The following is a 14,704-nucleotide window of genomic DNA, read 5'->3' on the forward strand; positions in this document are numbered from 1 at the left end:
CATGACCCCCACGAGCACGAACCCCACGAGCACGACCCGCACACCGGGCACAACGGCGACGAGCACGTCCCGTAGAAGCACATCCCGTACGAGCACGACCCGTAAGCGCAACGAGCGGTCCCGCCCGGCGTCCCTGGGCCTGCACGCGGCCCTCGCCGTCGCCGCGGTCGTCGCCGTCTTCCCGCCCCTGTGGCTGCTGGTGACGTCCTTCAAACCGAAGAACGACGCCTTCTCCACCAGCATCGTCACCCATTTCACCCTCGCCAACTACACCCACGTCCTGGCCGACACCGAGTTCCTGACCTGGTTCAAGAACTCCGTGATCGTCGTCGGACTGACCACCGTCCTCGGTGTGTTCATCGCCGCCACCACCGGCTACGCCGTCAGCCGCTTCCGCTTCCCCGGTATGCGCCCGCTGATGTGGCTGCTGCTGATCACCCAGATGTTCCCGGTCGCGGTGCTGATCGTGCCGCTGTACAACCTGCTGGCGAGCCTCGGCCTGCTCAACCAGCCCGCGGGCCTGGTCATCACGTATCTGACCATCGCCGTCCCGTTCTGCGCCTGGATGATGAAGGGCTACTTCGACACCATCCCGGTGGAGATCGACGAATCGGGGCGGGTCGACGGCCTCAACCCCTTCGGCACCTTCTGGCGCCTGGTCCTGCCGCTCGCCAGACCGGGGCTGGCCGTCACCGGCTTCTACACCTTCGTCACCGCCTGGGCCGAGGTCGCCTACGCCTCCGCCTTCATGACCGGCGAGGAGAACCTGACGCTCGCGGGCGGCTTGCAGACCTTCGTCAACCAGTACACCAACGACTGGGGTTCGATGACCGCCGCCGCCGTGATCATCGCCGTGCCGGCCGCGCTCGTCTTCGCCTTCGCCCAGCGACACCTCGTAGCCGGACTGACCGCCGGCACCACCAAGGGTTGAGATGACTTCACAGCACCACAGCACTCCTGCCACCGACTGGTGGCGCGACGCGGTGATCTACCAGGTCTATCCGCGCAGCTTCGCCGACGGCAACGGCGACGGCATGGGGGACCTGGCAGGTATCCGCAGCCGGCTGCCGTACCTCCGCGACCTGGGCGTGGACGCCGTCTGGCTCAGCCCCTTCTACGCCTCCCCGCAGGCCGACGCCGGGTACGACGTCGCCGACTACCGCACCATCGACCCGATGTTCGGCACCCTGGACGACGCCGAGGCCGTCATCCGCGAGGCCCACCGGCTGGACCTGCGGATCATCGTCGACCTTGTCCCCAACCACTGCTCCGACCAGCACGAATGGTTCCGCCGCGGACTTGCGGAGGGCCCGGGTTCGGTACTGCGCGAGCGCTTCCACTTCCGCAAGGGCCGGGGCCAGAACGGCGAAGAGCCGCCCAACGACTGGGAGTCCCTCTTCGGCGGCCCCGCCTGGACCCGGGTCCCCGACGGTGAGTGGTACCTCCACCTCTTCGCCCCCGAACAGCCCGACTTCAACTGGGACCACCCCGCCGTCCAGGACGAGTTCCGCTCGATCCTGCGCTTCTGGCTGGACCTGGGCGTCGACGGCTTCCGGGTCGATGTGGCCCACGGTCTGGTCAAGGCCCCCGGCCTGCCCGACATGGGCCGGGGCGAGCAGCTGAAACTGCTCGGCAACCAGATCCTGCCGTTCTTCGACCAGGACGGCGTCCACGACATCTACCGCTCCTGGCGCACCGTCCTGGACGAGTACGACGGGGACCGGATCGCGGTCGCCGAGGCCTGGACCCCCAGCGCCGACCGCACCGCCCTCTACCTTCGCCCGGACGAGCTCCACCAGGCCTTCAACTTCCATTACCTGAGCACGGGGTGGGACGCGGCCGCCCTCCGCGAGGCGATCGATTCCTCCCTCGACGCCATGCGTCCGGTGTCGGCGCCCACCACCTGGGTGCTGTCCAACCACGATGTCGTACGCCACACCACCCGCCTCGGCGGCAGCCTCGCCCGCGCCCGCGCCGCCACCCTGCTGATGCTGGCGCTGCCCGGCTCCGCCTACCTCTACCAGGGCGACGCACCCCCGTACGGCTTCGGCGACGGCGGCAGCTGGCTGCCCCAGCCCGCCGACTGGGCCGCCCTCACCGTCGAGGCCCAGACCGGCGACCCGGCCTCCACCCTGGAGCTGTACCGCACCGCCCTCGGTCTGCGGCGCACCCACCCCGGCCTCGGCGCGGGCGACGCGGTCGAGTGGCTGGACGCCCCCGACGGCGTCCTGGCCTTCCGCCGCCCCGGCGGCCTGGTCTGCACGGTCAACACGACCGAGGCCCCGGCCCGTCTGCCCACCCCCGGCCGGCCGCTGCTCGCCTCCCGCCAACTGGACACCTCCGCGGGGGACTTCACGCTTCCCGCCGATACCGCCGTCTGGTGGGAGGAGTGACCCTGACCGATCCCGGCGGTACCCCGGCCACCACCCCCCGGCTCTCCGACATCGCCGCCCAGGCGCAGGTCAGCGAGGCGACCGTCAGCCGGGTTCTGAACGGCAAGGCGGGCGTGGCGGCGAGCACCCGGCAGCGGGTGCTCGCCGCGCTCGACGTCCTCGGCTACGAGCGCCCGGTACGGCTGCGGCGGCGCAGCGCCGGGCTGGTCGGCCTGGTCATCCCCGAGCTGACCAACCCGATCTTCCCCGCCTTCGCCCAGATCATCGAGCAGTCACTCGCGGGCCACGGCTACACCCCCGTGCTCTGCACCCAGATGCCGGGCGGCGCCACCGAGGACGAACTCGTCGAACAGCTGGAGGAGCGCGGTGTCACCGGCATCGTCTTCCTCTCCGGCCTGCACGCCGACACCCGTGCCGACTCGTCCCGCTACGCCCGCCTGGCCGCGCGCGGCGTCCCCTTCGTCCTCATCAACGGCTACAACCCGCACATCGACGCACCGTTCGTCTCACCCGACGACGGCGCGGCGGCCCGGATGGCCGTGCGCCACCTGGCCGAGCTGGGGCACGAACGGATCGGGCTCGCCGTGGGCCCGGCCCGCTATGTGCCCTCCCGCCGCAAGGCCGAGGGCTTCGCGGCGGCGCTGGGGGAGTCGTTCGGCCTGTCGAGGGGGCAGGCCGAACGGCGCACCCGGCACACGCTGTTCAGCGTGGAGGGCGGCCATGCCGCAGCCGCCACACTGCTCGACGACGGCTGCACCGGCATCGTCTGCGGCAGCGACCTGATGGCGCTCGGCGTCGTCCGCGCGGCCCGCCAGCGCGGCCTGGACGTCCCGGGCGACCTCTCGGTCGTCGGCTTCGACGACTCCCAGCTGATCGCCTTCACCGACCCGCCCCTGACCACGGTGCGCCAGCCGGTGCAGGCGATGGCCACGGCGGCGGTGGGCGCCCTGATCGAGGAGATCCACGAACGCGCCCAGGGCCGCCGGACTCCGCCGCAGCGCACAGAGTTCGTCTTCCAGCCGGAGTTGGTGGTGCGGGGGTCGACGGGGTCGGTGCGACAGTGAGAGCGGGTCCCTCCGTCAGTGTCCGCCGATCCGCTGGTCGACCTGGTAGACGGTCTCCCACGGCACCTGCTGCCAGGGACTTTCACGGTGTGTGGGATCCAGCAGGCCCCACACCGCGCTGACAGTGCCCTCCTGCGATCCGGGCCATTCGCCACCCGCCGTGCGCATCCACAGCTCCCGCCCGGCCACGAAGTCCTCGGCGAACTGCTGCCAGGACCCACGGGCGCCACCGCACTGCTCAGCAACTGCCGGCCACCCGGCTCGTCGACGTACCCGGCGGCGAACCCCGCGCGGACGATCGAGACGTGGCGGCCGACGTCCCACGCGACCGGCGGACGCCCGAGCACCGGGGCCATCCGGGTTCGGTGGCCCTCGGTTGCCAGCCATTGCAGTCGTCGGCCGAGGCCCGGTCGGCAAGGTGCTGGTCCAAGTCGGACTGGGCCTCTGGAGGCCGGATTCCGAGGGGTTTCGTGGTGATAGGCGGCCGGTGCCCGCATCGCGGGACTACAGTCCTCGGTGACCGGCCGGTTACGGGCGGTGGGCTCGGGGTGAAGGGGCGTGGAGTGATCGAACTGGCCAGTGTGATCAGGGATCTGCGGGAGGAGTTGGAACAGGCGGTCGTCGCGGCGGAAGGTGCGGCGCTGCGCTTCGAGTTGGGGACGATCGAGCTGGAGGTGTCGGTCGCTCTGGAGCGAACCGGGCACGCCGGGGCGAAGGTGCGGTTCTGGGTGGTGGAGTCCGGTGTGGACGCGACGGTGGGAGCCACCGCGACCCAGCGCATCACCCTGGCCCTGCAACCGACCCTCACACGGTCGGGCCACCCGGCCTACGTCTCCGGAATCACCGGCAAAAACGAGCAATGAACCCCGTGGGCAGCAGGGCGGCCGAGCCGGACGGGCTCGACGCGGGGCGAGTGGTCCAGGTCCTCACCACACGGCGGGCGGGCCAGGGGCGGCGCGGGTCGGGCTACCAGGTGAGCGGGCACGCGGTGCTCACCGCCGCGCATGTGGTGAGTGAGGCGGTCTCGGTACGGCTGCGCTTCTTCGCCGAGGACGGTGGCACAACGGAGTTGCCCGCCGAGCCGGTCTGGGCGGACGAGGCGATGGATATCGCGGTGCTCCAGATCGCGAGGGACGTGAGCGCGGGAGAGGTGAGCGCGGGCGGACCGGGCGGCGCCGAGGTCCCGCCGGTGCGGTTCGCCGGGATCACGCAGCCCGTGGAGTGCGAAGCGCTGGGTTTTCCACGGTTCCGGCTGCGCCCCGATACGGCGTCGACGGACCGTGACGATCCCCCGTGGTACCGGGATTCTCACCACGCGCGCGGCACGACCACACCGTTGTCGTACCTGCGCGCGGGCAGCCTGGAGATCTCCGTGGAGCCGCCCGAGTACGACCCCGAGCCGGGCCGTTCCCCTTGGGAGGGGATGTCGGGGGCCGCGGTGTGGAGCGGCGGGTATGTGATCGGGGTGGTCAGTGAGCATCACCGCTTCGACGGGCTCGGCAGGTTCGCGGCAAGCCAGGTGAAGCGCTGGTACCGCCTCGCTCCGGACCGGATCGGCGCACTCAGCGATCTGATCGGCCTGCCGGCCGATGCCGGCCGACTCACGCGGCTCCCGCTGCCGTCGCCTCCGCGGCCGCTGGAAACGCCGGAGCCGGACGAGGCGCCGGAGGTGCAGGAGTCGGCCGGGAAACTCGCCCGGGATGTGTACGAGCAATGGCGTCGCGAGGGGCAGTGGCAGCAAGCGGGGGAACCGTTCCCGCTCGCCGTGCGCTTCGGGTGCACCGAGCGGAATGTGTTCGATCACTGGGCCAATATCCGCCGGGCCCCGTTCGGGACGGTCTCGGAGCCCCTCCCGCTGGACGGCCGTCTCGACCGGATCGTGGAGGTGTACGAGTCCGTTCCGTCCCGTCGGCTGGTGGTGCTGGGGGAGGCCGGGTCGGGCAAGACGGTCCTGACACTGCGTTTCGTCCTCGACCGGCTGAGGGCCCGCGCCGCCGGCGACCGGGTGCCGGTGATCTTCGGACTGGGGTCATGGGATCCGGCCACCACCTCACTGGATGACTGGCTGTGCAGCCAATTGGTGCGCGACTACCCCTTCCTGGAAGCCCCCGCCGGGCACGGCGGGAACCTGGCCGGTCTCCTGCTCGACGAGGACAAGATCCTTCCTGTTCTCGACGGTTTCGACGAGATCGCAAGCGGTCTGCACGGTGCGGCGCTCCGCGCGCTCAACCGCACCACCATGCCGCTGCTGCTCACCAGCCGCCCCGCGGAGTACAGCCGGGCCGTGGAGGACAACAGTGTGCTCAGCGAGGCCGCCGTCATCGAGCTGGCGGATCTCACCGTGGACGACTACGCCGAATACCTGCACCGGGGCAGCCGACCGGTCAGAGACGGCGGCGAGGAAAGTACCGCGTGGGAACCGGTCCTGGCCCGGCTGCGCGCAGAGCCGGACAGTCCGGGCGCGGCGAACGTCGCCAAGGTGCTCGCGACCCCGCTGATGGCCGCCCTGGCCCGCACCGTCTACAGAGGCACTCCCGGGCACCGGCCCTCAGAACTTCTGGACGTCAAGAAGTTCGCCTCCCCGGAGGCCCTCCAGGACCACCTCCTGGGCGCCTTCATCCCGGCCGTCTACGACCCCACGCCGACCGGCCGCGGCACCAGCCGTCGCCGTCGCCGGCACCCCGAACGCGTCCAGCGCTGGCTCGGCTACCTCGCCGCGCACCTGCACGAGCTCGACACCCGCGACCTCGCCTGGTGGGAACTGGGCACCACCATGCGCCTTTCCTCGCGCATGCTCGTGGTCGGGTTCCTGGCCGCACTGGCCTTCGGGGTGACGACCGGGATCGGGAACGTGCCCGTGGACCTGGTCGCGACCGAGCACGGGCTCGGGTTCGCGCTCGGTCGGGGGCTCATGGTCGGGCTCCTGCACGGGCTCCTCGCCGGGCTGGTCTTCGGGTTCGTGTACGGCTTCGTGTCCGGGGGCGCGCCACGTGAGCCCTCGCGCGTACGCATACAGCTCTTCGGCGGGACCCGGCAGACGCGTGCCAGGTTCGTCCGCAGGTCCCTGCTGGGACTCGGCTTCGGGGTCCTGGTCGCGCTTGCGCTGGTGCTCGTGGACAGGTGCGTGGTCGCGCCGCTGGGGTTCGACGACGGACTCGACGGCGGGCTCGTGGGCGCCATCCTGTTCCCGCTCGAACTCGGGCTCGGCGCCGGGCTCGTGCTCGGCATCATGGCCTGGCTGGAAGCTCCCATCGAGATCCGATCCGCGGTCAGCGCCTCGGACTTGTTGAGCACGAACCGCAAGAACGTGGTCTTCCACATGCTCGTGTGGATGCTCGTGATCGGGCTGCCGGCCGGGCTCGGCTTCGGGCTCCAGTCCGGCCCGGTCGGCGGGCTCATGCCCGGGCCGGTCCGCGGGCTCCTGGCCGGGCTCGTGTTCGGGATCGAGGCGGCGTTCGGGGGCGGGCTCGGATACGGGCTGAGTTTCACCGCTTGGGGCCAGTGGGTGGCCCTGGCGCGTATGTGGTTGCCGCTGACAGGCCGGCTGCCCTGGGCAGTGATCGCATTCCTGGACGACGCGCACCGGCGAGGTGTGTTGCGCCAGGCCGGTGCGGTCTACCAATTCCGCCACGCTCGTCTCCAAGACCATCTGACCCAGGTTTCCCAGCCGCACCACGTCTCTCGCCGATCCGGTTCGGCGGGCAGGGCGGGCAGGGCGGACCCGGAACACACCGGGAACTGTCCGGGACCGGAAGAGCGTCTTGATTCCGGTAACACCCGCCAGTCGTGTACCGATGGGGCACACGGCGGAACAACTCACGGGGGTGCCAAATGGCTGCCAGGCGCAGGACGGGAAGGCCAAGGGTGAGGATCGCCCTTGGGGTGGTGACGGCATTAGGGACTGCCGTCGGAATCGTGGGAGTTTCCGGAGCCGGAACCGCGGCCGCACAACCGGCTTCTCGCACACTGAAATACACCTGCAAAGTCCCGGTGATCAAAAACCAGCCTCTCACGGTGAAGATCGACACGGATATTCCGGAGTCGGTCGCGGTCCGCGAAGCCAGCCGGAAATTCGCCGTCGGTGCGCGGACGACAGTGGACGCGGGCCTCACAGCAAAGGTCCGCATGATCGGTGTGAAAACCGTCGAGGGCACGGTGGCCGCGGATATCGGCGTGTCCGCGCCACAAGGTGACAGGCGCATCAGGGTTCCCCTCGGCATCGCCAAGACCAGCATCCCGGCATCCGGTTCCTTCACCGTCGCGGCGACCGGCGCCGCGCCCGCTCTCACTTTCAGCCGGCCGGGCCATGCGCGGATCACCGCCGGCGACATCGTCCTGCACGTCGTCGGAAGGAAGGCGGGCGGCGGCGTTCTGGGCGCGGCCGACGTGCGGTGCAGGCTGAACGCCGGGCAGAAGAAGGTCGTGGGGTCGTTCGAGATCACGGGGCCGGGGAAGGCCGCCGGGTCGACCACGTCCGGCACCTCGGCCACGTCCGGCACTTCGGGTACGTCCGGCACCTCGGCCACGTCCGGATCCTCGGGCACGTCCGGCACTTCGGGCACGAACGCCAAGGGCACGACGGCCTCGGGCGTCACGCCCGAGCGGACCTCCTTCGCGACCCGGGGTGGGGGGACGGGCAACTCCGCGACCACCGGGCAGGACACCGGCCACCTGGTTCTGCCGATCGTCGGCACCCTTGTCGCGGGCGCCGTCGCCTTCTGCCTCGGCGCGTGGCGGAAGAGCCGGCGCCGCGCCGCCGACGGCAGCTGAGGAGACCCCCTTGCAGGATCCCGGCATCGGGACCCCGCCTGCTCCCCGCTTGCCCCCTTTTTTTGCCTGCCCCGCGCACGCACGCCGAGGCCCCTGGCCCGCCGTCACCCGCGCGGGAGGTCCCTGGCGGGCCATCACCCCCGCCGCTCCGGGCGAAGAGGGCGCGCCATCACCCGCGCCCTCTTCGCCCGGAGCGGCGGGGGTCGGCCCCTCACCCGTCAGGCGCATGCCGAGGAGCCGCCCGCGGGGAGAGCCGTCTGCCGGCGCCGGTCCAACCGTCCGGGCGCGTGGACCCGCAGGGCGGGCCTCCGGGCGGCCGGACCGGCTGCCAGGGAACGTAACACCCTTGCAATGTCTTGCGTAAGGTCTTGCAACAACCGATTCCGGCAGCTAGAACCGTCAGCAACACCGGCGTCGTCGCCCCCACCGGCGCCGTTCAACGGCCTTTCGGGCACGGCGCGTTGCCGAGCAAGGTCACTCCACCCCCTCAGGAGGAACCGTGCTCCACCGGATCAGAAGCTCCGCCCGCAGACCCATGGCTGCCGCACTTGCCCTCGTGGCGGGCGCGGCGGCCTTCGTGGCACCGCAGCCGGCGGCGGCCGCACCGCCCGGCACCAAGGACGTCACCGCCGTCCTCTTCGAGTGGCGCTACGACTCGGTGGCCGCGGAATGCCGCACCACCCTGGGGCCCGCCGGATACGGCTACGTCCAGGTGTCGCCGCCCCAGGAGCACATCCAGGGCGGGCAGTGGTGGACCTCGTACCAGCCGGTCAGCTACCGGATCGCCGGACGGCTCGGCGACCGTACGGCCTTTGCGGACATGGTCGCCGCCTGTCACGGCGCGGGGGTCGAGGTCGTCGCCGACGCCGTCATCAATCACATGTCATCCGGATCCGGCACGGGCACGGGCGGCTCCTCGTACACCAAGTACGACTACCCGGGCACCTACTCGGTCTTCGACTTCGACGACTGCACGGCCCAGGTCGGCAACTACGCCGACCGCTGGAACGTGCAGCACTGCGAACTCGTCGGCCTCGCCGATCTCGACACGGGCGAGCCGTACGTCCGCGGCCGGATCGCCGCCTACCTCAACGACCTGCTGTCCCTGGGCGTCGACGGCTTCCGCATCGACGCCGCCAAGCACATCCCGGCCGACGACCTCGCCGACATCAAGGGCCGGCTGAGCGATCCGCAGGCCTACTGGAAGCAGGAAGCCATCTACGGCGCGGGCGAGGCCGTCTCCCCGGCCGAGTACCAGGGCACCGGTGACGTGCAGGAATTCCGCTACGCCCGGGACCTCGAGCGGGTGTTCCACGACGAGAACCTCGCCTACCTGAAGAACTACGGCGAGGGCTGGGGCTACCTGCCGAGCGCCGAGGCCGCTGTCTTCGTCGACAATCACGACACCGAGCGCGGCGGCGACACCCTCACCTACAGGGACGGCGCCGGCTACACCCTCGCCCATGTCTTCATGCTGGCCTGGCCCTACGGCTCACCGGACGTCCACTCCGGCTACGAGTTCACCGACCGGGACGCCGGGCCGCCCAACGGGGGGAAGGTGAACGCCTGCTGGCTGGAGGGCTGGAAGTGCCAGCACAAGTGGCCCGAGATCGCGAGCATGGTCGCCTTCCGCAACGCCGTGCGCGGCGGCGCCGTCACCCACTGGTGGGACAACGGCGCCGACGCCATCGCCTTCGGCCGCGGCAGCAACGGCTTCGTGGTGATCAACCATGAGACCACCGCGCTCAGCCGCACCTTCCAGACCTCGCTGCCGGCCGGCGGCTACTGCGACGTGCAGAGCGGCCGGGCGGTGACGGTGGACGGCTCGGGCCGCTTCACCGCGACGCTGGGCCCGGACACCGCACTGGCCCTGCACACGGGGGCACGCACGGGCTGCTCCTGATCCGGTCCGAGCCGGACGCTACCCCGGCCGCCTTTCGACATCCGGGGCGTGCCCGTCCGCACGCCCCGTAAGCCCACCACCCGTACGCCCCTGAAGGAGCCTCTTCGTGAACGGCCCCCTCCGCAACGGCCCCCTCCGCCGTACCGTCGCCGCCGTGGCCATGGTCCTGTGCGCCGCCGCTCTTCCCGCCGCGTCCTCCGCGACCGCCGCCCCGACGGCCGGCCCGGCCGACGCCCGCGCCCAGTGGATCGACCGTGACACCGTCATCTGGAAGGGCGCGGAACGCACCGCCTCCCAGCTCGAATTCGGGACGCACGGCAAGCGCATCCGCCTCACGCCCGGCACCCTCAGCCCGTCCGAACGCCTCGCCTATCCGCATCTGACGGGCTACCCGGCCTTCACCGTCGACCCCCGCGACCGCGGCCTGGCCCGTACCGCGCTGCGCGACAAGCTCCTCGCCACCCAGCGCAGGGCCGACGGGCAGCGCGCCACCACCGGCGTCCAGATACCCGGCGTCCTGGACGACCTCTACGGCGCCCGCGCCCAGCACGCCGCACTCGGCCCGGTCTTCCACCACGGCCGCCCCACCCTCTCCGTCTGGGCGCCCACCGCCCGCACCGTCGCCCTCGAACTCGACGGCCGTACGGTCCCCATGCGACGCGAGGACGCCACTGGCATCTGGCGCGTCCAGGGCACCCGTGACTGGGCCGGAAAGCCGTACCGCTACCTGGTCACCGTCTGGGCCCCCACCGTCGGCAAGACGGTCACCAACAAGGTGACCGACCCCTACTCCACCGCCCTGACCGCGGACTCGACGCGCAGCCTGGTCACCGACCTCGACGACCCGAAGCTCGCCCCGCCCGGCTGGTCACAGCTGACGAAGCCCGCCGCGGTGCCGCTGCGCCGCGCGCGCATCCAGGAACTCCAGATCCGCGACTTCTCCGTCGAGGACCGCACCTCCCGTCACCCGGGGCAGTACCTCGCCCTCACCGACCGGCGCTCGGACGGAATGCGGCACCTGGCCTCCCTCGCCCGTTCCGGCACCTCGTACGTCCATCTGCTGCCCGCCTTCGACTTCGCCACCACGCCTGAACGGCGCGCCGACCAGGAACGTCCCGGCTGCGACCTGGCCTCGTACGCCCCCGACTCCGACAGCCAGCAGGACTGTGTCGGCAAGTCGGCCGCCCACGACGCCTACAACTGGGGCTACGACCCGCTCCACTACACCGTCCCGGAAGGGTCCTACGCCTCCGACCCCGAGGGCCCGGCCCGTACCGTCGAGTTCCGCCGCATGGTCCAGGGCCTCAGCGGCGCCGGACTGCGCACCGTCATGGACGTCGTCTACAACCACACCGCCGCGAGCGGCCAGGACCCGCACTCCGTACTGGACCGCATCGTCCCCGGCTACTACCAGCGCCTCCTCGACGACGGCGGCGTCGCCACCTCCACCTGCTGCTCGGGCACCGCACCCGAACACACGATGATGGGCAAGCTCGTCGTCGATTCCGTCGTCACCTGGGCCAAGGAGTACAAGGTCGACGGCTTCCGCTTCGACCTCATGGGCCACCACCCCAAGGCCAACATCCTCGCCGTCCGCAAGGCGCTGGACGCGCTGACACCGAGGAAGGACGGCGTGGACGGGAAATCCCTCGTCCTCTACGGCGAGGGCTGGAACTTCGGCGAGGCCGCGAACGATGCCCGCTTCGTCCAGGCCACCCAGCGGAACATGGCCAAGACCGGCATCGCGACCTTCAGCGACCGGGCCCGGGACGCGGTACGCGGCGGCAGCCCCTTCGACGGCGACCCCGGCATCCAGGGCTTCGCCTCGGGCCTGTACACCGACCCCAACTCCTCGAAGGAGAACGGGAGTCCGGCCGAGCAGCGCGACCGGCTCCTCCGCTACCAGGACCTCATCAAGGTGGGCCTCACCGGCAACCTCGCCGACTACACCTTCACCGACACCACCGGCCACCGGGTCAAGGGCTCCGGCGTCGACTACAACGGCACCCCGGCCGGCTATGCCGCCGCCCCCGGTGACGCCCTCGCCTACGCCGACGCCCACGACAACGAAACGCTCTACGACACGCTCGCCTACAAGCTCCCGCAGCGCACCGGCGCCGCCGACCGCTCCCGTATGCAGGTACTCGCCCTCGCCACCGCCGCCCTCTCGCAGGGGCCCGCGCTCTCCCAGGCCGGCTCCGACCTCCTCCGCTCCAAGTCCCTGGACCGCAACTCCTTCGACAGCGGCGACTGGTTCAACGCCCTCCACTGGAACTGCGCCGACGGCAACGGCTTCGGCCGCGGACTGCCCCCGGCCGCCGACAACAAGGACAAGTGGCCCTACGCCAAGCCCCTGCTGGCCGACCCCGCCCTCCGCCCCGGCTGCGCCGCGATCGGCGACACCTCCGCCGCCTACCGCGATCTGCTCCGCATCCACGCCACGGAACCGGCCTTCGGCCTGGCCACCACGGCCGCGGTACAAAAGGCGCTCTCGTTCCCCCTGTCGGGGAAGGCCGAGACACCGGGCGTGCTCACCATGCGCCTCGGCAACCTCGTGGTCGTCTTCAACGCCACTCCACACCAGCAACACCAGACCGTCCGCGACCTCGCGGGCGAGCGCTACGCCCTGCACCCCGTCCAGGCGCACGGCGCTGACCGGACCACCGCCACCGCGTCGTACGCACGCTCCTCGGGCACCTTCACCGTCCCGGCCCGGACCGTCGCGGTCTACCGTCGCGGTTGAGCAGGGACGTATCCCGTCGCCCTGCTGTCCGAAGAATCGGCAGGGCGGCCCTCGTCACTGTGCCGCCGGAATGCCAAGAAGCCCCGCCGGACGGCATCCGGGCGGGGCTTCTCGACTACCCTCTCAGAATCAACACGGATTCCCGATGCGGGACTCCCGGCCTTTCTTCATCGGGTTCCCTGGGATGCGACCAGATGCTGTAGCTGAGACACACCACAAGACCGTCACCGCTGTCCGACTTCAGCGCCAGGCAGTGAACCCGCGAGGACTGAGACTCCCGCACTTCGGAGAATTTCAACATCTCCTCGGTCTCTGCCGGTTCGGCGAGGGCGATGCTGAGCGGCCTGTATACGGTTTTGAGCCTCATTCCCACAACTCCATAGAATGTCACTTCGATAAAGTCACACTCTGCGTCGGAGTCGATACTCCGAAGCTTCAGCTCCGAATGCCCGATGCTGTATCGCCACGGCCGGAACTTACGGTCGAACGAGAGGGGCAGAGTCGCAGTGGACTGCTGCCCTCCCTCAGTGGGCGAATGGGTTGGCATCAGGAACTCCGTTTCTGTAGAACGTCACGCGAGGCCAGATGCTCGGGTTGTCCTGGATCAAGCTCAGCTCCCAAGCAGCCGCGTGCCCATCGATGATCGGATCCATACCTTTACCCTTGCGAGCGAATTCCACGGGATCGGTGATTCCGTCCAAGTTGAAGTGGATCGGTGTCTTTCCGTCATTGACGTAACTCTTGAGTTCGGAGACCCAGCTGTCGCCGGCAGACGGCCAATCGTGATAGGATCTCGCGCCAATGGAGTCCGCGAATTCATGCAGAGCCATCGGGTCTGCATCGACTCCACTGCGGTCGAGTGCAATTCCTCCGCAACCATTGGAATTGTGGACCAATACCGGGGTCTGGCCGGCCAGTACATAGTACGTGTGGAGATCTTCGACGGTGAGGTTGTAGGTGCGCGCGTGCTTGGCGAAAGGACGGTTGGCCTGGACGTGGCACCGCACCCACAGCCCCGCGCAGCGGGCGGTAAACGGCGAGCAACCACCACGGCGGGAAAGCCGAAAACGTGGGCCGGAGGCCAAGCGCAGCGGGACGGCGGGAAAGCCGAAAACGTGGGAAGGACTAAGCGAAGCGGCCTACGCGAGAAGCCAGATCCGCGAACATCCCGTCCGTAGGGTCGTCGGCCAGGATCCGGCGGACGACCTGGGCCATCCGCTCGTCGTACGCGGCGCTCACCGTCGCCAGCGCCGCGAAGTCGTGCACCAGCTGCCGCTCCAGCTCCTTACGCGGGATCGGCCGCCCGTCCAGCCACAGCAGCGCGGTGGTCTCGGCCAGCGAGATCCAGGAGCGGACGACCAACTCCAGCCGGGGGGCGGGGTCGGGGATGCCGAGATGGGCGAGGATCTGCACGTAGGCGGCGTGCCGGACCCCGTCGATCATCGCGCTGGTGCGGGTCGAACCGATCGCCGGGCCGCCGCGCATCAGCGCCGAGAAGCCGGGGCCGTGCTCCTCGACGAAGTCGAAGAACCGTTCCATGACCCGCAACAGCCGGGCTCCGAGCGGGCCTTCGTGCGGCTCCACGAACCGTGCCGTGAGTTCCTCGGCGGCCCGTCGCAGCGCGGCCTCGTACAGCTGCTGCTTGCCCGGGAAGTAGTGGTAGACCAGCGGCCGGGAAATACCGGCCGCCTCGGCGACCTCGTCGATCGACACATCCTCGGGGGAACGGTGGCTGAAGAGGTCGAGTGCGACGGCGATCAGCTGCTCACGCCGCTCCTCGACGCCCATCCTGCGGCGCGTCCCGGTCGTCATGCGAAACAGCCTAACGATC

General features: G+C 70.4%; 11 protein-coding genes and 1 pseudogene. 8 read left to right on the forward strand and 4 right to left on the reverse strand.

Annotated features, from left to right (window positions below):
• Position 1 precedes the first annotated feature (1 nt).
• Genes IF67_RS0129225 through IF67_RS0129235 form a run of 3 tightly spaced genes read left to right on the forward strand, consistent with a single transcriptional unit; the run spans position 2 to position 3,457 of the window.
• Positions 2-931: a sugar ABC transporter permease gene (locus IF67_RS0129225; protein ID WP_234341397.1), complete on the forward strand. Its 930-nt coding sequence runs from the start codon at positions 2-4 to the stop codon at positions 929-931.
• Position 932: 1 nt separating this feature from the next.
• Complete coding sequence (locus IF67_RS0129230) at positions 933-2,393, forward strand: glycoside hydrolase family 13 protein (protein ID WP_030990709.1); 1,461 nt, start codon at positions 933-935, stop codon at positions 2,391-2,393.
• Positions 2,381-3,457, forward strand: coding sequence for a LacI family DNA-binding transcriptional regulator (locus tag IF67_RS0129235; RefSeq protein WP_420708727.1), 1,077 nt, complete (start codon positions 2,381-2,383; stop codon positions 3,455-3,457). Before IF67_RS0129230 ends, IF67_RS0129235 begins: the two co-directional genes overlap by 13 nt.
• A gap of 15 nt (positions 3,458-3,472) precedes the next feature.
• Here IF67_RS0129235 and IF67_RS46045 read toward each other — a convergent pair whose 3' ends face one another.
• A complete protein-coding gene (locus IF67_RS46045; protein WP_234341399.1) occupies positions 3,473-3,625 on the reverse strand; it encodes a hypothetical protein in 153 nt (50 codons plus the stop codon).
• Positions 3,626-4,020: 395 nt separating this feature from the next.
• Here IF67_RS46045 and IF67_RS0129245 point away from each other — a divergent pair, with 395 nt between their 5' ends.
• The 5 genes from IF67_RS0129245 to pulA all read left to right on the forward strand — a co-directional run bounded on the left by IF67_RS0129245 (position 4,021) and on the right by pulA (position 12,873).
• Complete coding sequence (locus IF67_RS0129245) at positions 4,021-4,320, forward strand: trypco2 family protein (protein WP_030990713.1); 300 nt, start codon at positions 4,021-4,023, stop codon at positions 4,318-4,320.
• Positions 4,317-7,325, forward strand: a complete 3,009-nt coding sequence (locus tag IF67_RS0129250; protein ID WP_078889694.1) for an NACHT domain-containing protein — start codon at positions 4,317-4,319, stop codon at positions 7,323-7,325. Before IF67_RS0129245 ends, IF67_RS0129250 begins: the two co-directional genes overlap by 4 nt.
• Positions 7,289-8,227, forward strand: coding sequence for a DUF6801 domain-containing protein (locus tag IF67_RS40480; RefSeq protein ID WP_158713178.1), 939 nt, complete (start codon positions 7,289-7,291; stop codon positions 8,225-8,227). Before IF67_RS0129250 ends, IF67_RS40480 begins: the two co-directional genes overlap by 37 nt.
• 535 nt (positions 8,228-8,762) lie before the next feature.
• A complete protein-coding gene (locus IF67_RS0129260) occupies positions 8,763-10,130 on the forward strand; it encodes an alpha-amylase (RefSeq protein ID WP_030990719.1) in 1,368 nt (455 codons plus the stop codon).
• Between the two features lie 106 nt (positions 10,131-10,236).
• Complete coding sequence (gene pulA, locus IF67_RS0129265; protein ID WP_234341401.1) at positions 10,237-12,873, forward strand: pullulanase-type alpha-1,6-glucosidase; 2,637 nt, start codon at positions 10,237-10,239, stop codon at positions 12,871-12,873.
• Positions 12,874-12,988: 115 nt separating this feature from the next.
• On the opposite strand, the gene IF67_RS44405 is transcribed toward pulA, so the two are convergent.
• From IF67_RS44405 to IF67_RS0129275, 3 genes and pseudogenes are all read right to left on the reverse strand, one after another.
• A complete protein-coding gene (locus IF67_RS44405; RefSeq protein ID WP_030990723.1) occupies positions 12,989-13,420 on the reverse strand; it encodes a hypothetical protein in 432 nt (143 codons plus the stop codon).
• A 319-nt stretch (positions 13,421-13,739) separates the two neighbouring features.
• Positions 13,740-13,853 (reverse strand): annotated as a pseudogene (locus IF67_RS46385) (hypothetical protein); the annotation flags it as partial.
• A gap of 145 nt (positions 13,854-13,998) precedes the next feature.
• Entirely contained in the window at positions 13,999-14,685 is a 687-nt protein-coding gene (locus tag IF67_RS0129275) for a TetR/AcrR family transcriptional regulator (protein ID WP_078889697.1), read from the reverse strand.
• Positions 14,686-14,704 lie beyond the last annotated feature (19 nt).

Origin of the sequence: Streptomyces sp. NRRL S-1813, assembly GCF_000719605.1 — a bacterium.
GTDB lineage: Bacteria > Actinomycetota > Actinomycetes > Streptomycetales > Streptomycetaceae > Streptomyces > Streptomyces decoyicus.